20 protein-coding genes and 2 pseudogenes are annotated in these 19,022 nt (G+C 68.6%); 12 read left to right on the plus strand and 10 right to left on the minus strand.

The features are described 5' to 3' along the window. Positions 1-128: 128 nt before the first annotated feature. On the minus strand, positions 129-797 hold the full coding sequence (locus ACFWBN_RS02655; RefSeq protein ID WP_385169389.1) for a DUF4360 domain-containing protein: 669 nt from the start codon (positions 795-797) through the stop codon (positions 129-131). Positions 798-973: 176 nt separating this feature from the next. On the opposite strand from ACFWBN_RS02655, the gene ACFWBN_RS02660 reads away from it, so the two are divergent. Then, a complete protein-coding gene (locus tag ACFWBN_RS02660; protein ID WP_385169392.1) occupies positions 974-2,830 on the plus strand; it encodes a galactose oxidase-like domain-containing protein in 1,857 nt (618 codons plus the stop codon). A 13-nt stretch (positions 2,831-2,843) separates the two neighbouring features. Here the strand turns inward: ACFWBN_RS02660 and ACFWBN_RS02665 are convergent, their stop codons facing one another. Continuing rightward, the gene (locus ACFWBN_RS02665) at positions 2,844-3,422 is read right to left on the minus strand and encodes a HutD family protein (protein WP_385169395.1); all 579 of its coding nucleotides are present in this window, start codon (positions 3,420-3,422) and stop codon (positions 2,844-2,846) included. Beyond that, the gene (locus ACFWBN_RS02670; RefSeq protein ID WP_385169399.1) at positions 3,419-3,859 is read right to left on the minus strand and encodes a MarR family winged helix-turn-helix transcriptional regulator; all 441 of its coding nucleotides are present in this window, start codon (positions 3,857-3,859) and stop codon (positions 3,419-3,421) included. The genes ACFWBN_RS02665 and ACFWBN_RS02670 overlap by 4 nt, the downstream gene beginning before the upstream one ends. Before the next feature lie 144 nt (positions 3,860-4,003). Between ACFWBN_RS02670 and ACFWBN_RS02675 the strand changes: the two genes are divergently transcribed. The 5 genes and pseudogenes from ACFWBN_RS02675 to ACFWBN_RS02695 form a co-directional block, all read left to right on the plus strand. Further along, positions 4,004-5,521 (plus strand): MFS transporter, encoded by a 1,518-nt coding sequence (locus ACFWBN_RS02675; protein ID WP_385169402.1) that lies wholly within the window; start codon positions 4,004-4,006, stop codon positions 5,519-5,521. 26 nt (positions 5,522-5,547) lie between these two features. Then, positions 5,548-6,063 (plus strand): DUF664 domain-containing protein, encoded by a 516-nt coding sequence (locus tag ACFWBN_RS02680; RefSeq protein WP_385169405.1) that lies wholly within the window; start codon positions 5,548-5,550, stop codon positions 6,061-6,063. 106 nt (positions 6,064-6,169) lie between these two features. Continuing rightward, positions 6,170-7,696 (plus strand): S1 RNA-binding domain-containing protein, encoded by a 1,527-nt coding sequence (locus ACFWBN_RS02685; protein ID WP_385169408.1) that lies wholly within the window; start codon positions 6,170-6,172, stop codon positions 7,694-7,696. Positions 7,697-7,833: 137 nt separating this feature from the next. Next, positions 7,834-8,481, plus strand: a complete 648-nt coding sequence (locus ACFWBN_RS02690) for a helix-turn-helix domain-containing protein (protein ID WP_385169410.1) — start codon at positions 7,834-7,836, stop codon at positions 8,479-8,481. Between the two features lie 8 nt (positions 8,482-8,489). Next, positions 8,490-9,767 (plus strand): annotated as a pseudogene (locus ACFWBN_RS02695) (MFS transporter); the annotation flags it as partial. A gap of 270 nt (positions 9,768-10,037) precedes the next feature. Here ACFWBN_RS02695 and ACFWBN_RS02700 read toward each other — a convergent pair. Further along, the gene (locus tag ACFWBN_RS02700) at positions 10,038-10,325 is read right to left on the minus strand and encodes a hypothetical protein (protein WP_385169413.1); all 288 of its coding nucleotides are present in this window, start codon (positions 10,323-10,325) and stop codon (positions 10,038-10,040) included. Positions 10,326-10,330: 5 nt separating this feature from the next. Further along, positions 10,331-10,837, minus strand: coding sequence for a DUF2269 family protein (locus tag ACFWBN_RS02705; protein WP_385169416.1), 507 nt, complete (start codon positions 10,835-10,837; stop codon positions 10,331-10,333). Positions 10,838-10,925: 88 nt separating this feature from the next. Between ACFWBN_RS02705 and ACFWBN_RS02710 the strand changes: the two genes are divergently transcribed. The 3 genes from ACFWBN_RS02710 to ACFWBN_RS02720 all read left to right on the plus strand — a co-directional run bounded on the left by ACFWBN_RS02710 (position 10,926) and on the right by ACFWBN_RS02720 (position 12,659). After that, entirely contained in the window at positions 10,926-11,267 is a 342-nt protein-coding gene (locus ACFWBN_RS02710; protein WP_385169418.1) for a PadR family transcriptional regulator, read from the plus strand. Continuing rightward, the gene (locus ACFWBN_RS02715; protein ID WP_385169421.1) at positions 11,264-11,944 is read left to right on the plus strand and encodes a hypothetical protein; all 681 of its coding nucleotides are present in this window, start codon (positions 11,264-11,266) and stop codon (positions 11,942-11,944) included. The genes ACFWBN_RS02710 and ACFWBN_RS02715 overlap by 4 nt, the downstream gene beginning before the upstream one ends. A 586-nt stretch (positions 11,945-12,530) precedes the next feature. Further along, positions 12,531-12,659: a hypothetical protein gene (locus tag ACFWBN_RS02720; RefSeq protein ID WP_385169424.1), complete on the plus strand. Its 129-nt coding sequence runs from the start codon at positions 12,531-12,533 to the stop codon at positions 12,657-12,659. A 73-nt stretch (positions 12,660-12,732) separates the two neighbouring features. Here the strand turns inward: ACFWBN_RS02720 and ACFWBN_RS02725 are convergent, their stop codons facing one another. From ACFWBN_RS02725 to ACFWBN_RS02735, 3 genes are all read right to left on the minus strand, one after another. Beyond that, on the minus strand, positions 12,733-13,038 hold the full coding sequence (locus ACFWBN_RS02725; RefSeq protein WP_385169426.1) for an HIT family protein: 306 nt from the start codon (positions 13,036-13,038) through the stop codon (positions 12,733-12,735). A 159-nt stretch (positions 13,039-13,197) separates the two neighbouring features. Then, positions 13,198-13,806, minus strand: coding sequence for a hypothetical protein (locus ACFWBN_RS02730; protein ID WP_385169429.1), 609 nt, complete (start codon positions 13,804-13,806; stop codon positions 13,198-13,200). 513 nt (positions 13,807-14,319) lie between these two features. Further along, positions 14,320-14,712, minus strand: a complete 393-nt coding sequence (locus ACFWBN_RS02735; RefSeq protein ID WP_385169432.1) for a nuclear transport factor 2 family protein — start codon at positions 14,710-14,712, stop codon at positions 14,320-14,322. A gap of 203 nt (positions 14,713-14,915) precedes the next feature. On the opposite strand from ACFWBN_RS02735, the pseudogene ACFWBN_RS02740 reads away from it, so the two are divergent. Next, positions 14,916-15,424, plus strand: a pseudogene (locus ACFWBN_RS02740) (IS5 family transposase); the annotation flags it as partial. A gap of 18 nt (positions 15,425-15,442) precedes the next feature. Here the strand turns inward: ACFWBN_RS02740 and ACFWBN_RS02745 are convergent. Together ACFWBN_RS02745 and ACFWBN_RS02750 are read right to left on the minus strand one after the other, a co-directional pair. Beyond that, positions 15,443-16,057: a hypothetical protein gene (locus tag ACFWBN_RS02745; protein ID WP_385169435.1), complete on the minus strand. Its 615-nt coding sequence runs from the start codon at positions 16,055-16,057 to the stop codon at positions 15,443-15,445. Then, a complete protein-coding gene (locus tag ACFWBN_RS02750; RefSeq protein ID WP_385169438.1) occupies positions 16,045-17,754 on the minus strand; it encodes a hypothetical protein in 1,710 nt (569 codons plus the stop codon). Before ACFWBN_RS02750 ends, ACFWBN_RS02745 begins: the two co-directional genes overlap by 13 nt. A 254-nt stretch (positions 17,755-18,008) precedes the next feature. On the opposite strand from ACFWBN_RS02750, the gene ACFWBN_RS02755 reads away from it, so the two are divergent. Together ACFWBN_RS02755 and ACFWBN_RS02760 are read left to right on the plus strand one after the other, a co-directional pair. Further along, complete coding sequence (locus ACFWBN_RS02755; protein ID WP_385169440.1) at positions 18,009-18,146, plus strand: hypothetical protein; 138 nt, start codon at positions 18,009-18,011, stop codon at positions 18,144-18,146. Positions 18,147-18,565: 419 nt separating this feature from the next. After that, positions 18,566-18,997 carry a VOC family protein gene (locus ACFWBN_RS02760; protein WP_171166537.1) on the plus strand — a complete coding sequence of 144 codons (432 nt, stop codon included), beginning with the start codon at positions 18,566-18,568 and terminating at the stop codon, positions 18,995-18,997. The last annotated feature ends 25 nt before the right edge of the window (positions 18,998-19,022 follow it).

The raw sequence follows: 19,022 nt of genomic DNA on the forward strand, positions 1-19,022 counted from the left end.
GACGATCGGCGATCCCCCGATCCCTCGATCCCTCGATCCGCGGGACACGGCCGGCCGGACGCGCCGTTGCGCCGAGGCGCCGGAGCCCGCACTGACGGGCCCCGGCGCCTCGGCTTGCCGATCCCGGGTCAGCGCCGCACGGGGCACTGCTTCCAGGAGAAGTGGTACACGCTGTTGATGCTGCCGTCCGTCGAGTCGAGCGCCATGAAGCTGGTCTTGTCCGGGTCGGAGGTTCCGACCTCGGCGCGCAGCTCGGTGTTGATGTTGAAGTTGCGCTTCTCGCCGCAGGGGGCGAAGACGAGGGCCTCGACGCCCGTGGTGTCCGTCGCCTGCCAGTTGTCCTCGAGCGCGCCCTTGTACTTGTGGGTGCGCTGCGCGGTCTGGCTCATGCCCTGGAAGTAGTAGCTGGCCTTCTGCGTTCCGATCGCACCTTCCTGCAGGCTGCCGAAGCCGCGGTAGTCGACCCGGGCCACGGCGTAGGTGAAGCCCTGGGGGACGTGGACGACGAGGGAGAGCTGACAGTTCTTGCGGCCTGCGGTGGCGGGGGCGCCGCCGCCCGCCTCGGCCAGGTACTCGCTGTAGGTGACGGTGAAGGCGGTGTTGTCCGGCGCGACGGCCACGGCGGCGGTGCCTGGCGCGCAGCCCGAGCCGTTGACGGAGGCGACGTCCACGGTCACCTGGTCGGTGGGGGCCTTGGCGGCGGGAGCCGAGGCGGAGGCCCCGGCCGACGGGGTGAGCGCGACGAGAGCTGCGGTCACGGCGGCTGCGGTGAATCCGGTACGGAGCGACTTGATCACGAGGACATGGATAGCGGTCCGCGGCGGCTCGGGGCGGGCGACGGGTACGTGGGCTCACCTCTATGGCCGCAGCGATTCACCGAAGAAACGTTCATCCATCCCATATCGGACGGCCGAATGGCTCCACCTCGCGTCACATCGGCGCGATTGATCCCCTTTCTCCTAATATCGGCGCAATGAGGAGTCCCCTGCCCCGCGCCCACCGGTCCGCCGTCGTGTCGGCATGGGTGATCGCCGCCGCCGTGGCCCTCGCCGCGGCGAGCCCCGCCCCGGCCCTCGCCGACGCCCCGCTCACCGTGGGCCGCCACGCCGACCCCGTGGGCAGGCCCGAGCCCAAGGCCGGCGAGGCCGCCGTGATCGGCGAGGAGCACGCCCGGGTGCACGCGCGGCTCCGGGAGGCCGCCAAGGGCACCCAGAGCTATCCGCAGGCGAAGCGCACCGCGAGCCTGGCCTCACTCCAGGAGTCCCAGCTCAAGACCAACGCGGGTTTCGCGGCGGCGCAGTTCGGCCGGTTCGCGGAGTTCTTCCCCTCGCCCGATTTCGGGGTCCACGTGGCCCTGCTGCCGACCGGCAAGGTGCTGCTCTTCTCCTTCGAGCGCACGGAGGCCGACCCCACCAAGGAGACCGGGCCCACCAACACGGTCGGCGTGACCAACGCGGGCCGCGCCTACCTGTGGGACCCGTCCCGGGGCACCGGGCCCCGCGCCTTCAAGAACGTGCCGCCGCCCGTGGTCCTGATGCCGGACGGCAGCTACGCGCCGCGCCCGGCGCCGTTCTTCTGCGCCGGGCACGCCTTCCTCCCCAACGGGATGGTCGGCGTCTTCGGCGGCAACGTCGGCGGGAAGGGCGGCAGCGGCGCCAAGCTGTCCTTCGTGTTCGACCCGTGGACCGAGCACTGGTACCGCAACCGGGACATGGCCGTGGGCCGCTGGTACCCCTCGGCCGTGACGGGGGCGGACGGCCGCCAGATCATCATGTCCGGCCAGTCCGAGCGCGGTACGGGCACCCCCACCCCGGTCGTGGAGCGCTTCCCCTCCCTGCGGCATCCCGTGCCCTGGCGCCCGTACGACATCCCGCTGGACCTCGCCCCGCAGCGGCTCCGGACGGACGCCCCCTTCCGGAACGACTATCCGCACCTCTTCTCGCTGCGGGACGGGATGATCTACGGGCTCGGCCGCGACGCCGACCAGCAGTGGCTGTTCGACCCGGTCAAGGAGGTGCGCACGGACCTGCCGCGGCGGCCGGCCGACTTCCGGGGGTACGGCTCGGCCGTCCCGCTGCCGGCCGGGTTCCGCGGCCCGGACTCGGTGCTGGTGCTCGGCGGCGATCCGCGCGATCCGCTCACCTACAAGCTGGCCGGCGGCCGTTGGACCATCGAGGGGCCGCGGGCCTTCGGCCGGACGCAGGACGACACGCTGATCCTGCCTGACGGCACCCTGCTGACCGTCAACGGCGCCCTCGACACCCGGGATTACGGCAACGGACCGTTCAATCCGAAGGCCGATCCGAAGTACCGGCAGATCGAGCTGCGCGACGCGGGCGGGCACTGGAGGCTCGGTCCGGCGCAGCGGCTGCCGCGCGGCTACCACTCCAACGCCCTGGTCCTGCCCGACGGCCGGATGCTGGTCACCGGCGACGAGCTCCAGCAGATCGCCAACGACCCCGACATCCGGGACGGGATGGACGGCAGCATCGAGCTCTACGAGCCCGCCTACCTGCACCGCGGTCCGCGGCCGGCCCTCGACCGGGTGCCGGGCGGCGAACTCGCCTACGACGCCGCCTTCCAGGTGTCGAGTTCCACGCCGGGGAAGGTCGCGCGCGCCGTGCTGCTGGCGCCGACGACCGTGACCCATTCGGTGAACACCAGCCAGCGCCACCTGGAGCTCCGGCGCGCCGGCGGGAGCGGCGACACGATCGGGCTGCGGACGCCGCCGAGCGCGGCCGACGCCCCGCCCGGCTACTACATGCTGTTCCTGCTCGACGCGAAGGGCGTCCCCAGCACCGCGAAGTGGGTGAAGCTCGGGGTCCGCTGAGGTCTACGGCCAGCTACCGGAAGCAGACCAGCGCCGCGTGGCCGGAGATGTCCGTGTAGTCGAGGAAGTCGCCCATCACCAGGACCGCGTCGTACGGGGCCAGGGCGAGGGCCGGGCCCCGTCCCACGCGGACCGTGGCCGCCCCCTCCAGGGCGAGCACCAGCAGGGTCTCGTCCGACACGACGGCGCGCGAGAGCCGGCCCCGTACGACGGCGGTCGCCACTTCCGCGGCGCCTCGGCGGTGCATCACGTTGAAGTTGACCACGGGACCCGACAGGAGCCGGCAGTCGGTCGGCTCGTCTCCGGGGAAGTCCTGTGGCGCGAACCGCTCGTCCACCAGGCGGCGTACGCCCCCGACCGTGAGGTCCATACCCGCGCCTTCGGCCAGGGTGAGGGTGCGGTCGATCTCGGGGAAGGCCGAGAAGGGCCCGTCGGCGGCGACCTCTGCGAGGCTCGCCCGCCAGACGAAGTCGTCCATGCCCGCACCCTCGGGGAAGACCGCGATCTCCCGGGTGACTCCCCCGCCGTTCTTCCAGACGGTGGCGGCGCGATCGGCGGCCCGCAGGATCCGGACCTGGGCGCCGCTCCTCACGCTTCCTTCTCCATCGTGGGGCGCAGCCGCTCCAGCAGGGCGTAGAGCGTCGCGCTCTCGGTCTCGTCGAGGGTGTCGAGCGCGCCGTGCGTCGCCTGCATCTCCTCGCGCACGCGGCGGATGACCTCGCGGCCCGCGTCGGTGGCCACCACGTTCTTGACGCGGCGGTCGGCGGGGTTCGGCTCGCGGCGCACCAGCTCGCGGGCCTCCAGGCGGTCGACGATCCCGGTCACGTTCGAGGCGTCGCACACCAGCAGGGTGGCGAGGCCGCGCATGGGGAGCGGGCCGTTCAGCTGGGCCAGGACCCTGGCCTGCGTGGAGGTGAGGCCGTGGTGGGCGGCGGCGGCCGCGAAGTCGCGCCACTGGGCGGTGCCGATGGCCGCGAGCAGCTCCAGCAGCTCGAGCTTGGAGGGGGCGTGCGTGGCGGTGTCGCTCATGCCTGGAGCCTACCCAGATTGGTTGACATTATCAATTGTTTACTTGACCACCTTAACTATTGAGGTCTACCTTCGGTTGAGTTACTTGATGACATCAAACATCTGCGTCCTGAAGCTCTGAAGCACGAAGAAGGTCCCTCAGCCATGAGCACCCCCTCCACCGCCGCCGCACCGGCCGCCGCCGGGCAACGGAACGAGACGGTCATCGTCTTCGCCCTGAGCCTGGCCGCCATGGTCGTGTCGATGATGCAGACCCTGCCGGTCCCGATCCTGGGCCTCATCCGCAACGACCTCGGCACCTCCACCGCCAACGTGAGCTGGGTCACCACCGCCACCCTGCTGTCGGCGGCCGTCTTCACCCCGCTGCTCGGCCGCTTCGGCGACCAGCACGGCAAGAAGCCGACCCTGGTGGCCGTGCTCGGCGTCATGGTCGCCGGATCCGTCATCGCCGCGCTGGCGACCTCGCTGCCCCTGCTGATCCTGGGCCGGGTGCTCCAGGGAGCCGCCACCGCGATCTTCCCGCTCGCCCTCTCGGTGCTGCGCGAGGAGGTCCGGCCGCAGAAGCTGCCCGGCGCCATGGCGCTGGTCAGCGGCACGCTCGCGTTCGGCAGCGGTCTCGCTCTCGTCGCCACAGGACTGCTCACCTCCGGGTCCGACGCGGACTACCGCAACGCCTTCTGGATGGCGACGGGCTTCGCGGTCCTCGCCCTGCTGGCCGTGGTCTTCCTGGTCCCCGCGACCCGCCACAAGACGGGCGGCCGCACCGACTTCCTCGGCGCGCTGACCCTCGGCATCGCCCTGCTGCTGCTCCTGCTGCCGATCTCCCAGGGCCACGAGTGGGGCTGGGCCTCCGCCCGTACGCTGGGCAGCTTCGCCGGCGCCGCCGTCATGACCGCCGTCTGGGTGCTCGTCGAGCGCAAGGTCCGCGAGCCCCTCGTCGACATGCGGATGTTCGTCCACCGCCCGGTGCTCATGGCCAACCTGGCCGGCATCCTCGTCGGCTTCGGCATGTTCGCGAACTTCCTGGGCGTCTCGTACCTCGTCCAGATGCCCGAGGCGCTCACCGGCTACGGCTTCGACGCCTCCATCCTGCGCGCCTCCGTGCAGTTCCTGCTGCCCGGGGCGATCGTCTCCCTCCTGGCCTCCCCGATCGGCGGCCAGCTGGTCCGTCACCGGGGTCCGCGCGTGGCGCTGGGCCTGGCCGCCGCGCTCGGCGCCGTCGGCTTCGGCTGGCTCGCCGTGGACCACCAGCACAGCCTGTCGGTGATCGGTGCGGGGCTGGTCGTCGGCGCGGCCGTCAGCTTCGGCTACGCCGCCATGCCCGCCGTGATCATGTCCAGCGTCCCGCACCACCAGAGCGGTATCGCCAACGGCATCAACTCGATCTCCCGCTCCACGGGCAGCGCGATCGGCTCCGCCATCGTGACCACGATCCTGGCGTCCAAGACGATCGAGCACCTGCCGGCGGGCGTCCCCCCGCTGCCGGCCGAGTCGGGATTCACCCTCACCTTCGGGATCGGCGCCGCCGCCTTCGCGCTCGTCGCCGTGATCAGCTGGCTCGGCCTGCGGGGCGGCCACGGGACCGTGGCGGCCTCCGGCGCGGGACAGCCGGCGGCCGCTGCCGACGAGGCGTCCGCCGAGAAGGCCGACGCCGTGCGCTGACGCGCGGGGCGCCGCATGGTGGGTGCATGAAGGCTACGGACATCATCGCCGACGGGTTCGGACGCATCCGGGAGATCGTGCACGAGGCCGTGGAGGGGCTCCCGCCGGAGCGGCTCAACGCGCAAGTCGACCCGGCGGCGAACTCGATCACCTGGCTGGTCTGGCACCTGACCCGGATCCAGGACGACCACGTGGCGGACGCCGCGGACCTGGAGCAGGTCTGGCAGGCCGGGGGCTGGGCGACCAGGTTCGCCCTGCCCCTGCCCCAGGCGGCGACCGGGTACGGCCACACCGCCCGCCAGGTGGCCACCGTACGGGTCGACTCCGGCGAGCTGTTGCTGGGCTACTACGACGCGGTCCACGAGCAGACCCTGCACTTCGTGCGGGGCCTCGCCGCCGCGGAACTGGACCGGGTGGTCGACGAACGCTGGGACCCGCCGGTCACCCTGGGCGTACGCCTGGTCAGCGTCCTCTCCGACGACCTCCAGCACGCCGGCCAGGCCGCCTTCGTACGGGGCCTGCTGGAGCACACCGCCCCCTAGCAACCGCACGGCCGCCAAGGCCTCGAGTACGCTCCGCGCATGATCACATTTCCTGTCCGCCCGCGACCGGCCCTCAGGGCACCTACGAGCCGCGCGGGGCGCTGACATGGCGGCCTTCGCGTACTGCGTCACGCCGTACGACCCCGCCGATCCCCCTGCGGCTTCCGGTCCGGGTGGCACTCGTATCCCCTACGACTCCCGGGAACGGGTCGTCGGCGCCCTCACGGCCGCATTGGCAGGCTTCGCCCTCGATGCCGGCGCCGACTACCTGACGATCGACAACCCGATGACCGACGGGTTCTTCTCCTTCTCGTCCTCCGTTCGGCACGGGGGCGGAGGGTACGGGCTGTGCGGGCTCTTTCCCTACGACCGCTCCGGCTACCACGACGGCGCGCGCATCCCGCTCGCCACCGGGCTCGGCCTCCTGCGCGCCATGGTGCTGCGTCAAGGCGCCTGGTGCCGACTGCGCGGCGACCACGACTTCTTCCTCCACGTCGGGGAGGAAGACGACATCTACGTCGGCAGCAGTCGCCCGCTGGAGGAGGCCGCTGCCCGCGCACGTACGCTCGGCCTGTTCAGCCGGCAGGTCGAGCACTCCCCCTACGACCCCGCCTTCGACGAAACCTGGGGCGAAGGACCGGCCGACGAAGCCTTCTGGACGGACCTGAACGCCTTGGTCGCGGATCTCGGCACCGTCCTGATGGAGGAGCGCCCCGTCGCCAACTCCTACCGGTGGCACCGCCTGGCCTCCGCGGCCGACGTCCAAGGCGTGCGCGAGTGGTTGACGCCCCGCGCACGACTGGCGGTCTGGCCGGACCTGACCGAGGACGCCGAGACCGTACGCACCGCCTTGGCACGGCAGGACCGTCTCGAACTCCTCGTCCAGCAGTTCCCCGACGGTAGCTTCAGACCGGAACGCATCGCCGAGCCGGCCCTGGCCACGGCCGACGTCCCCAACCCAGCCGTCCCCGCCGAGCCGGGCCACCGGGCGGCACTGGTCCCCCTGGAACCCGCCGACCGGGATCCTCTGCTCGCCGCCGTGCTCCCCGATCCCGACGGCGTTCTCCGAGCGCGGTGGCGGACCAACCGCACGCGGGCCGATGAGCGCCGGACGTTCCTGGCCTCCCTAGCCATCGGGGATGCCATCTCTGGCGTCGTCGCCACGGGCCTGAACGACGTGGGCGTGTACGTGCACCTGGGCGACGGCCCGGGCCACGGCCTCGGTTTCCTTCGCGTACCCGAGATGTCCTGGGCCCGCTTCGACTCGGTCGACGACATCGCCCCGATCGGACGGGAAATCCGCGCCCAAATCATCCACATCGACTGGCTACGTGAACAGGTGAGCCTGTCCCTCAAGGAGCTGCTGCCCAACCCCTGGCAGGCGTACGTCGACAGCCACGAGACCGGTCAGACCGTCGCCGGCACGGTCACCAGGCTGCTCCCGTTCGGCGCGTTCGTCCGAGTCGCGGACGGCATCGAGGGCCTGGTCCCCCTCACGGAACTGGCCGACCACGAAGTACGGAGCCCGGAAGACGCGGTCGCCGTCGGGGACGAGGTGTACGTCGCGCTCCTCGGCGCGGACCCCGAACGGCGCCGCATCAACCTCTCGCTCAGCCCGTCTCGTCCTCGGTGAGACCGTGCGCGGCGAACTCGGCGTCCTCGGCCGAAGCACGTGCGGACGCGTGAGCCTGTCCAGCGCCGGCCAGCTTCCCAAAAGAAATTCTGCAAAAATACTTTTGGGAAGCTGGCTGAGAGTCTTAGCCTCCCGTCATGGTCAGCGAAGAACAGAGACGCGTCCTCGATCCTGAGCGGGACGCCGCAGCCCTGAAGGCCCTCACGCACCCCTTGCGCATCCGGCTGCTCGGCTTGCTGCGGCAGGACGGCCCGGCAACCGCGAGTGAGCTCGCCGTCAGGACCGGGGAGTCATCCGCTTCCACCAGCTATCACCTGCGGGTTCTGGCGAAGTACGCGTTCGTCGCCGAGGCCGAGCACCGCGACGGGCGGGAGCGCCGCTGGCAGGCGGTGCACTCCGTGACCTCCTGGAACAACAGGGCGATGGAAGCCTCACCGGACAGCCGGGCCTTCCTCAGCTTCTCCCGCAAAGGCCAGGTCGAGCACTTGGAGGCATCGCTCGTCCGGCACGAGGCAGACGTCGCCGCCGGGCGACTGGGCCCGGAGTGGCTGGAGCCGGCCGGGATCGACGACTTGATGCCCCGTCTTACCCCTGAGTCGCTCACCGAACTCTGGGACACACTCGACCGGAAGCTGGAAGAACTGACCCAGCGCGACGAAGCCGACCCCCGCGCCGCCCAAGTCGTGCTCGTCACCGCCGGACTGCCACTCGCACCCCACGGCCCCGATGCGGAGGAGCCGGACACCTCCACCCCGCCGGAGACGGACACCGAGGCGGCATCGTGACCGGCCCGCTGGACTTACCCACCGCACGACGCCGCTACGCGACGGCCTGCGTCCTCTTCTGGCTCCCCCTGGGCCTGGCCGTCACCCCCCTGATCCTGCTCTTCACCGAACGCGGCATGACCCTTGCCGCCATCGCGGGCTTCTTCGTCGCGCACTCCCTCACCGCCGCCGCGCTGGAACTGCCCACCGGCGGACTCTCCGACGTACTCGGCCGCCGGGCCGTCCTGGCCGCAGCCGGCCTGCTGAACCTGGCCGCCTTCACCCTCCAAAGTCTGGGCACAGCGCCCTGGATCCTCACCCTCGGCATGGCCCTCATGGGCGCGGGGCGCGCCCTGTCCAGCGGGCCGGCCGAGGCCTGGTACGTCGACACCGTCCAGGCGCACTCCGGCCCCGACGCCGACCTACGCACCGGACTGGCCCGCGGCGCCACCGCCACCTCCGCCGCGCTCGCCGCGGGCACCCTCCTCGGCGGCGCCCTCCCCTGGCTGCTCGCACGGGGCCCCGACGTCGGTGCCCGACTCAGCCAAGCAACTTCAGGGCTGGTGATCCCACTCTCCGTCCCACCGCTGCTGGCCGCATCAGTCGAGATCGCCTTCGTGCTGTACGTGCTCGCCGCCCTCCCCGAGCCGCCCCGTCCACCCAGCACGCTGCGCTCCGTATTCCGGGGCATCCCGGCCACCGTCGCCGACGGGGTGCGGCTCGGCGGACGCGACGTGCTGGTCCGCCGTGTGCTCCTCAGCGCAGCAGCCGCCGGCAGCGCCCTGGCCACGATCGAGCTGCTGACGCCGGGCCGTGCCGCGGCTTTCACCGGAGCGCCGGAGTCGGGTGCGATGCTCTTCGCCGCACTCGCCTGTGCCGGCTTCGTCTGCTCGGGCATCGGGAGCCATCTCGCGCCGCTGACCGCGCGGCTGGCAGGCAGCGGCGAACGCGCGGTCCTGGTGAGCCTGGGCACCAGCGCCAGCGGCCTGCTCCTGCTCAGCGCCACCGCCGCGGCAACAGGCCCCGTCTCCATGGCTCTCGCGGCTGCCGGTTACGGCCTGGTGTATCTCGGTCTCGGCGCGGCGGGACCCAGCGAGAACGACCTCCTTCACCGCCGAGTCCCAAGCACGGGACGCGCCACGGCACTGTCCGTTCAGTCCCTCGCACTGCAACTGACCGGAGCTCTCACCGGCCTGGCCGTCGGCATCCTGCCGCCTGGTCCACTTCCCTGGCTGCTGGGAGGCACTGCGCTGATGGCTGGAGCCCTCCTGTGGATTCACCGCAGCGAGCCCACTGCCCCCAACCTGGCCGGCTCCCATCTGCACCAGACGGATGCCGATCACTCTCACGAGGACGGCTCGACGTCCAGGGGAGCGGCAGTCGGTCGTCGGTGGTGCGTGGCACGACGTGGACGTGCAGGTGTTCCTCGCGGTTCGCATGTCTCACGAGACGTGGACTTCCGGGTCGTGGGGTGGGGTGTGGTTCACCCGTTTCGGGGCACCGACGGAAGTCGTCAGCCTGCGTCTGAGCAGCCCGCCGGGAGAGGGGTTTCCCGCGCTGCGATGATCGTTTCCCAGTCATCTGTCGGCGCCGGGCAGTCTGTCGGGTGAGGAGGCGGGTGGCTGCTGCCCCAGCAGGCGCAGCGCGAGGAGCCCTCCGATGCCGGGAATGAAGGCACACCCCTTGGTTCCCGGCCGCGCGAGGGCGGAAGTGAGGAAGACGGCGACGATAGTGGCCAGATAGGCCGTGCCGTGGAGCAGTCCGCCCAGCGACGTGATCACCCCGGTGTGCACGGTGAACAGGTTGAGCAGCAAGAGCGTGAGGGATACGGCTTCAACTGCGGCCGCGATGCGCAGGGTTCGCATGCTGATCAGGCTCCCGTCGTGGAGCCGGGGCGGACGATCATCAGGACGACGACGGCTGCCCACAGCAAGTTGAACATCCCCGTGGTCATGGAGAGGCGCGCCGCCGCCGACCGCAGCTCCGGCATGGCGTTCGTGGCCACGCCGGTGCCTGTCCCTCCTGCGCCGGATGCGTCCGCGGGTTGGGCGAGCAGTCGGGCCTGCCCGGGAAGGACCACCGTGAGCAGCAGGGCCGCGGCGGCAGCCGTGAGAGCGATCGACGTCAGCAGCCAGGCGTCGGTCAGGACGCCCATCCGGGCGCCGGTGGCGACACCGAGGACCGGGACGGCGATGCCGACGACCGTGTACCCGCGGCAGATCTTGTGCAGGAACGCGGCGGTCTGGCCGTTGGCCTCCTGTGCGTCGCTGCTGGCCGACAGCCTGGCGTAGCGGGGGAACATCGAGGCTGCGACGGTGATCGGCCCGATCGCCAGGATCGCGGCCAGGACGTGCAGCGAGAGCAGCAGCTTGGTCACAGGGGTCCTTTCATGGATTGGCTGCCAATGGATTGGCTACCGATCTATAGGTAGCACAGGGGAAGTCACTTGGGTAGGCTGCCTGACTATGAAGACGGATGCGGTACGCGGCCACCTGGACGGACTGCTGCTGTCCGTACTGGAATCCGGCCCCCTGCACGGCTACGCGATCATCACTGCGGTCGAGGAGCGCAGCGGGGGCGTACTAGAGCTGCGCAAGGGCACCATTTACCCCGCCCTCAACCGGCTCGAGCGGATCGGACTGCTGAGCAGCGCCTGGGAGTCGGTGGGCGAACGCCGTCGGCGCTGCTACGAACTCACCGACGCCGGACGGCGCAGCCTGGCCGCCGAGCGGACCCACTGGCAGGAGTTCATCGCAGCGATCGGCTCGGTGCTGGAACCCGCGCCGGCCCCCGGACGCGCCACGTGAAGGCGCCCGAGACTCGTGCCGACGACCCCATCGAAGCCCACCTCGCGGACCTGACGGCCACCCTGCACGGCCCGGCCCGACTCAAGACCCAGATGGTGGACGAACTGCGCGAAGGCCTCCTGGACACCGCGCGGGAACTGTCGCCCGATGCCGAACCTGACCGGGACGCCGCCCGCCAAGCCATCCGCCAGTTCGGCACCGTGGCCGAGCTCGCGCCCAGCTTCCAGCATGAACTGACCATCACCCAGGCCCGTCACACCGCGCGCACCGTCATGTTGGTCGTCCCGTGCGTGCTGGTGTGTCGGTACCTGGTCGAGCTCGCCACCCACGCGGCGGACCGCCGGCTGCCGGACCCGCTCCAGGTGGCCGTCGCCCACCTCGGCGGCCTCGCAGTGCTCACCGCGCTGCTGGCGGCCGTGTTCCTGTCCGTCACCGGCCCCCTGGGCCGCCGACTGCCCCTCCCGCAACAACTGCCGCTCGTGGTCGCCTGGACGGGAACCACCGCGGCAGTCGCCCTCGGGCTGAGCGCGCTGACCCTCATCACTGCCGCGGTACTGGCCACCAACTGGCCACTGACCGCGGCCGCCTGTCTGATCACCATCGCCCTCCACGCGCGCATCGCCGCTTCTGCACGCGCGTGCCGCCACTGCGCCCGCCTGCCTGTCACCACCCCCTGACGAACGGGAGGCCGCGGAGCCCGCGACCTGAGCGACGTATGTGTCGACCGAGCCGACCGCGTCCTCGGGGATGTAGCGGGCCTTGCCGTATTTAGCGCAGGCTTGAACCGTGAACTGGGCCGCCTGGCCAGGGGGATTGACCCCGATGCCGAGCTCAGGCAGCAGCACCGTTGCCCACTCCTGCCAGCGGGCCCCCGAGCCCAGGGCCACGTCGGAGCCCGCGCGGTTGTGGTGTGGTGCCCAGCCGCGAAAGGTCCGGTCGACCTGGGAGTCCGGCCGTTGCCCGCCCAAGCCGACGTCGCGGAAGTAGCGGTACTGATCCAGCAGCCCGGACTCCTTGCCCCAGGCCGACGAGCCGATGGGCCGTTCCTGCAACAGGGTCCGGACCTTCTTGAACGCCACCAGATCCGACTCGGTGGCCGCCAGAACATCGCGGCCGCGGCCCTCCTGGTGCCCAGCGAATCGGGCCATGATCCGTCCGTAGTCCTGCAGCGTGGACCCGGCCAGATCGACGTACGACATGTTCCGGCCCCACGAACACAACGGCTCGGCCGGCATCATCGTCTCGTCATTCAGATAGATCGGGGTGCCGTCCGAGACCGACAGGTGTTCCAACAACCCGGCCGCTTCCCCACCGGACAGCACCGGACTCTCCAGATACTCCTTCGCCACCTTCGAGTCCACCGAGAACAACAGCATCTTCATCTCCCTGTGAGACAACGTGGGAGATGAGAGATAGCAGCGGGCTGAAGGGCTCCGGGACAACGCTCATCCGGTCGAGCGACACCTCATGAGACAGATTCCAACTGCCCGAAGAACAGCTGGAAGACGGTCTGCGTGGCCTCGGCGCCTTTCGACGTGATGATGTTCGCGGCGGAATGCTCGGCCATCAGCTCTGCGGCGCGGCGCATGACGATCGCGGTCACTTCAGGGTCCTCTCCCGCGTCCTGGACGTGGACGCGGGGCAGGACCAGGACGTGCTCGGGGTGGACGCCGCCCGGGCTCGGGCGGATCGCGATGGCGTCGTCCCACTCGCGGACGACAGCGGCCGGAGCGTTGCCGACGGCGATGGAGCAGAAGGCGCAGTCGCGCACGTCAGGACTCCTCCTCCGTCCGGGCAACGGCGCTGTGGCGGCCACCGCGGCGCACCGCGGTCGCGCGGACGAGCCCCCGGTGGTGGGCGTGGCCACATGAAGAGGCGGTGGTAGAGGTCATGCCCACCATGCTTCTCGATACCACCGCGCCGCCTGCGGCTACCGGAAGGATCGTGGCGGCTCCGTCAGCCACGACTTGATGAGCGACGCCGGCGGGGGCACCGGAACGTACGGCACCAAGGCAACGGCGATGACGGTCGCGAGCTCCTCGATGTCCCGCACGAGGTACCGGGGCGGAGTGATCCAGATCCGTGGGTCCGCGTGCGCGCCGTCCTGGTTCGCGATCAGCTGGGCGTACAGGTTCGTCTCTCCGTGCGGGCCGCTCTCGTAGCCCCACGTGCTGAACTGCTCCCAGCCCGGCATCCGGAACGCGTGCGGGCCACCCCTCGTCAAGTCGGGCTTCGGTACTCGCGCAGCGGGCGCGTCGCCGTACAGGGGCCCGTAGACGATCTCCCAAACGCCATCGGCGACGTGCTCCAGCACATCCATCCGTACGAGCTCCCTCAGAGCCCGCAGCCGGCTGCGGAACTCCTCCGGGGCGATCCCCACCCGTCGGGCGAGCTCCGGGACGTCCGCGTCCAGGAGCTCCAGCCCCATCACCTCGGGAACGTCCTGCGGCCTGTACGGATCACCCGGCGCATGGGTGAGCTCCGCCAACAGCAGGAACACCTTCCTGGCGGTCTCGTCGGTGATGTCCCTGCTCCGCACGTACGCAATGGCGTGCCGGTTTAACACGGCGAACCCCCCTCTCCCGCTGCCCCCTCGGCAAGGCCCGGGATCAGACTCACGCTACCGACCGCGAGCCACCGCCGACAGGCCCCCTTGCTGCCCGAACAGGTACCCCGGCCGCACGGCGGCGTTCCCCACCACGCCGGTCATGCAGCGCGGACTGTCGCCGCGCCTGCCACGGGGCGGCCAACTCCTCGATCAAACCGCCGAGATGTGCGCGGGAGATACCGATGAAGGCAGGATGGGACAAGGCCGCACGGGCCCATTTCGTCGTCATAACCGAAGATCCCGTGCGGCCGTCCACACGTCACGGCCATGGCCATGGCCCCGATCTTCAATAGCCGACAGCGTCTTGGCCGTCGCAGAGATATCACGCTGATGACCCGGCGCCTGACTCGCAAAGGCTCAGCCACCACCTGGTCCAAAAACCCCAGGCCCACCGGCAGCTGAAGGACCGGCTCGGCACCGCTGCCGCCGGCTTCCGACGTGTCCCTACGACCAGAACTCGTCGTATGTCGCTTGATCAGCCCAGAGCTCCCAACCTTCGACGATCTTGCCGTCGCTGATGTGGAAGACGATGACATAGTCCATATCGAGCTCCTTGCCCGCGCGCGACGCCGTGGCATGGAGCAGAGCGACCGTATGGGCATCGTTCGCGAGAACATCGTGAAGCTGGGGGCGGTACGTGCCACCTGACAGCTCGAAGTCCCGGGCGAACATCTCGAACGTGGCTTCGCGACCCTGGTAGTCCCCCGACAGCGGTCCCCGGCCCCCCAAGTGCCATGCAACATCGGGATGGAAGACCTCCGCCAGCGTGTTCATGTCGCCGGCCGAGAAGGCCGCCATCGCTCGCCGGAACACACCGATGTGCGGGTGATCCGTCATCGCTTCCTCCCTTCGCTGGCTGTGAACGTAGTCCGAAGCCCGCTAGCAGGGTGGGGGCACACCGTCCGGGCAGGTGCTGTCACCTGATCGGATGCGACGCCCGGCGGACGGCGGGACTGAGCTCAGGCCAGCACGCCCGAACATCAATAGCCGACAACGTCGTAAGACCGTGTCCTATGCGGTGAGGGGTCGTTGCCCCCAGCATGGGGCGGGGTACATGGAGTTGGATTGTTCCGGACGGGTTGTGGGAGATTGCGGAGCCGCTGATCCCGCCATCTCGGGTGAGGCCGCAGGGCGGTGGGACGCAGGACACGCCTGATGAAACGCTGTTCGCGGCCGTCATCTACGTGCTGCTCTCCGGGTGCGCCTGGCGGGCATTGCCGCCGTGCTTCGGGATATCGAAGTCGACCGCCCACCGCCGGTTCCTGATTTGGTCCAGAGCCGGGGTGTGGGGGCGGCTGCACGAGGAGATCCTGCACCGTCTGGACGCCGCCGGCCTGCTCGACCTCTCCCGCGCTGTCCTCGACTCCGCACAGGCGCGGATGAAAAAGGGGGCGGACTCACGGGTCCGAGCCCCGTGGACCGGGGCAAGCCGGGTTGCAAGATGCACGTCCTGTCGGAGGCGAGCGGACTGTCCCTCCCCGTCGGCCTCTCGGCCGCCAACACCCACGGCGGTCTCGCGCTGAAGCCCGTGATCATAGGTCACCAAACGACGCCGTCGTCCTGTGCACTACTCGATCGAGAACCTGAAGCGCGCATTTCCACTCGGGACCACACGGAGTCGTGAGTCGCCGTCATCGACAAGCAGCCCAGCGCGCCGATAAGCATCCAGGAAATCGAGGAAATCCAAGTAGTTAAGGGACTCGCGGTGTCGCTCTGGAATCCGGTCGTAAAGCTCTTGTGCGCTAAATTCTCCGTCCTGCACTTCGGACACACGGACGAGTTCGGCATGAATGAGACCCTGCGAGGCCGTCACCTTTACTTTACGAATTTCAAAAAGCAAGGGAGTTACCGCAGTAATAATCTGCGGTGCAATGACGTCAGCACCTCCACCAGTGACAGCAAGAGACGCGGACAAGAAAGCGGTGGCCAAAGCAGATTTCGCAATAGCTTGGCTGAGATTTAACTGCCATCCCCCAAGGCGGACTTCAAGAGGAGCGGCTTCCTCTTCACCGCCGCCTTGCACGCAACCCACAAGAGCATGGATGAAGTAGTCAGCCTCCGCTTCGCCACTCCCGGAGAGCCGCGACCAGAAAAGACGAAGATCGGACTCGGACAGAGAGGCCCGATCCCCCAGCTCCGCGGCCTGCAGCAGGGAATCAGAAACGACATTCAGGTTTTCCATGGGAGAGTCCTCCGTATGGGAGCGAAACCGACATATGGACGAGTGTCCAATAGGTTCTGGATCGTAGCTGCCAACGATTCGGACTGAAGCTCTTCGTCCGCGACCGGTGACCCAGGCTCCTCACCAAAGACATCACGAAGAGTAGCCATTATGTCGGCCGCCGCCGACTGTCCGCAAACACCCACCCACAGCCAGTAGGACGACGACATGTACGACAGGACGTATCGCCCCACCAGGACGGCCAGGTGAGCATGTTCAGGACTTGGCAGTCCTGCAGAACGGAGCGACACAGACCCATTGTTCATCAACCAATACAAGGCCACATAGTTGAGTTCCACATCTATGATGAAGAATCTTGGAACATGCAACGACATCCACCGGAACGCCCTGATTCCCGGAAGCTTGCCCAGCAAGAGGAAACGGCACGACATGTTGACTACCACCTTGCCGCGCCCAATCTTCCTTTCCAGGGCTTTGGCTCGTCGCGGTGACGGCACCTCGATCACCACGAGATCACACCCGTCAAACTCCTCTCTATCCACCGAAATGCAGATGGCTGCCAAAGCCCCGGAATGCTTGCTCAGTGCAGCCCGAGATGCATCGCTCCAAAGATAATCGGCAAGCCAGTCCTCAGGTGGGCGAACGGTGATAACAAGACTTGAGCCTGATTCAATTACCTCTGCAACGAACTCTTCCACTCGCAGTGCATCCCACTCCATCCACTGCGCCCGCATCGGAAGGGGCTTGAGCCATATACGCTCCTGCGCGGCCGTTACGAATTTCACGATTCCTGGTGGCGGATCCGGCAGATCCCCGCCTGCCATCACGTCGACGGCAGCGAGTCCGGCTGCACGCACTTCAGACAGGAGGCGACTGGTGAAGTCGGCGTGCTCAAACCGCTCCATCGATGGACTCCCAGCCGCGGCTAGAATCTCCGATAGGGCGCGATAGAAGCAGTCGGTATACTTCCCCAACACTTCGTAATTGTCTTCCGTTTGAAACCTCTGCTGCGCCTCCCTGCTGCCGGTGTCCCCATCCCACTCCTGGCTGAGTTGCACTTCGCGGTTTGCTTTACGGACCAACTCATCCCATTGCTCGGGGGATATCTTCAGGATCTGCTGTAGGCGCCAATCCGGATGGTGTCGCCTTCTCACTTTCCCTAGTTCCCAAGGTGGGTTACAGCCCATAAGGCCGTACAGGGCATCCGGTTGCATCGCCAGCAGGGCCACCGCCGTGACTGCGGCCTGATGGCGATGAGATGCCATCGGAAGTCCCGGGGCTATACACAGCGCCATATCCAAGTAGCGTTGGTACGTCACATTCTTCAGTACACGGCCGGATCGGGCCAATTTTTCCGGCTCCGAGCGGGCGAGCGAGATGTAGGTGGCAAACATCTCCTGCACCTCACGGTTGGCTTCCACGAAGCCGGAGAAGCTTCGCCGGATCTTTTCCTGTTCTGCTTGGGGAAAACTGAACAGGTCTGCCCGGAGCAGGTCCGCGCTCAACATTAGTATCGCGCCCCAGGCCGTATGCTCCGTAAGTAGGGCGTGCATTCGCTCATGCCCGCTCACTTGCCACGACACAAGAGGCAAGACCTGAGACGTATAGCGAATATCCCACCCGCCCACGTAGTAAGCACCTTCGGCCTGATCATCTCCAATTAATACGCGCAGAAAATGGTCGCCGTGTCCCTCCATGGCCCCTAGTATCGGGTATCGGACTCGTCCCGCCATAGACCCGCGCACGACATATCTGAGGCTGTTTGACCATTGGCTCCACTTAGACCGTGTCCTATGTGGTGAGGAGTGTTCCGGACTGGTTTGGGGAGATCACGGAGTCGCTGATCCCGCCGTCCAGGGTGCTGCCGCAGGGCGGCGGAATCCAAGACACCCCGCCTCCTCGATCCCTCCCAGGCGGCCCTCGACTCCACCCACGCCCGGGCTGAAAGGGGGTGAACGATATCCCTCAGTTGCGGAAATGGATACGAGGAAATCGCATCGGCGTCCGCACCGCCCGCAACCACCTGGTCTTCCTCGGCTTCGCCGCAGCCCTCTACTGCTACAAACGACTCGCCCGCCTCACCACATAGGACACGGTCTACATGCGAAGCCGCCCGTCTTCCGCGTCGCCGCGATCGGGGCGACCCCGATGCTGCCGGCCTGGTCCCCCTTCACGCCTCTGTCCGCCCCCTGGAGCGGTACGCCCGCCCCGGCGTCGACGCTGTTCGCCCGCCCTCTACCTGCGTGGGCGGGAGACGAGCCTGCGCGACGTCGGATGAGCCCTCAGGCCCTTCCGGCGACTGAGCTAAGGGCTGTCCCGTAACTGATCTTTGGCACGAGAGTGGTCGGCTGAGATCGGATCCTGGGTCCCACCCTTTGGAAGAGGCGCCGACCTCGGTTCACCCCTGTGACCGCACGACACAGCAGCGGATGGCAGGGGCCGTCCTCCCGGCAACGTGTGGATCCACCCGCCCGGGGAGATGAGCAGGGCCCCTGTTATCGTGCGCCGATGTCAACGATCAAGCAGTTCCAAGTGACCTTCGACTGCGCGGAACCTGCGCGCCTCGCCGCCTTCTGGTGCGAGGTGCTGGGGTACGTCGTACCGACAGTCCCGGAGGGCTTTGCCACGTGGGAGGAGTACCACCACTCGCTGCCGCCTGAGGACGAGGTCTACTTCGCGTGCGCTGATCCCTCCGGTGTGGGCCCGCGCGTGCTCTTCCAGCGAGTTCCCGAAGGCAAGGTCGTCAAGAACCGGGTGCATCTTGATGTGCGGGTCGGCACAGGGCTCGTGGGTGACGAGCGCCTGGCCACACTCGAGGCCGAATGCGCACGGCTGATGGCGCTCGGCGCGAAACACGTGCTGACGCAGCGTGCCGATGGCGTCAACGAGTCGTGCATCACGATGCAGGACATCGAGGGCAACGAGTTCTGCCTCGCCTGATTCTCCTCCGAGACTGCGAGGGGGG

Source organism: Streptomyces sp. NPDC059989 (genome assembly GCF_042736975.1).
GTDB lineage: Bacteria > Actinomycetota > Actinomycetes > Streptomycetales > Streptomycetaceae > Streptomyces.

What these genes read in the sequence shown, in the direction of transcription:
- ACFWBN_RS02685 (WP_385169408.1), top strand. Translation starts at nt 6,170, where the DNA reads ATGGCGGCCTTCGCGTACTGCGTCACGCCGTACGACCCCGCCGATCCC.
- ACFWBN_RS02670 (WP_385169399.1), bottom strand. Translation starts at nt 3,859, where the DNA reads ATGAGCGACACCGCCACGCACGCCCCCTCCAAGCTCGAGCTGCTGGAG.
- ACFWBN_RS02745 (WP_385169435.1), bottom strand. Translation starts at nt 16,057, where the DNA reads ATGGAAAACCTGAATGTCGTTTCTGATTCCCTGCTGCAGGCCGCGGAG.
- ACFWBN_RS02690 (WP_385169410.1), top strand. Translation starts at nt 7,834, where the DNA reads ATGGTCAGCGAAGAACAGAGACGCGTCCTCGATCCTGAGCGGGACGCC.
- ACFWBN_RS02675 (WP_385169402.1), top strand. Translation starts at nt 4,004, where the DNA reads ATGAGCACCCCCTCCACCGCCGCCGCACCGGCCGCCGCCGGGCAACGG.
- ACFWBN_RS02700 (WP_385169413.1), bottom strand. Translation starts at nt 10,325, where the DNA reads ATGCGAACCCTGCGCATCGCGGCCGCAGTTGAAGCCGTATCCCTCACG.
- ACFWBN_RS02735 (WP_385169432.1), bottom strand. Translation starts at nt 14,712, where the DNA reads ATGACGGATCACCCGCACATCGGTGTGTTCCGGCGAGCGATGGCGGCC.
- ACFWBN_RS02760 (WP_171166537.1), top strand. Translation starts at nt 18,566, where the DNA reads ATGTCAACGATCAAGCAGTTCCAAGTGACCTTCGACTGCGCGGAACCT.
- ACFWBN_RS02680 (WP_385169405.1), top strand. Translation starts at nt 5,548, where the DNA reads ATGAAGGCTACGGACATCATCGCCGACGGGTTCGGACGCATCCGGGAG.
- ACFWBN_RS02660 (WP_385169392.1), top strand. Translation starts at nt 974, where the DNA reads ATGAGGAGTCCCCTGCCCCGCGCCCACCGGTCCGCCGTCGTGTCGGCA.
- ACFWBN_RS02750 (WP_385169438.1), bottom strand. Translation starts at nt 17,754, where the DNA reads ATGGAGGGACACGGCGACCATTTTCTGCGCGTATTAATTGGAGATGAT.
- ACFWBN_RS02710 (WP_385169418.1), top strand. Translation starts at nt 10,926, where the DNA reads ATGAAGACGGATGCGGTACGCGGCCACCTGGACGGACTGCTGCTGTCC.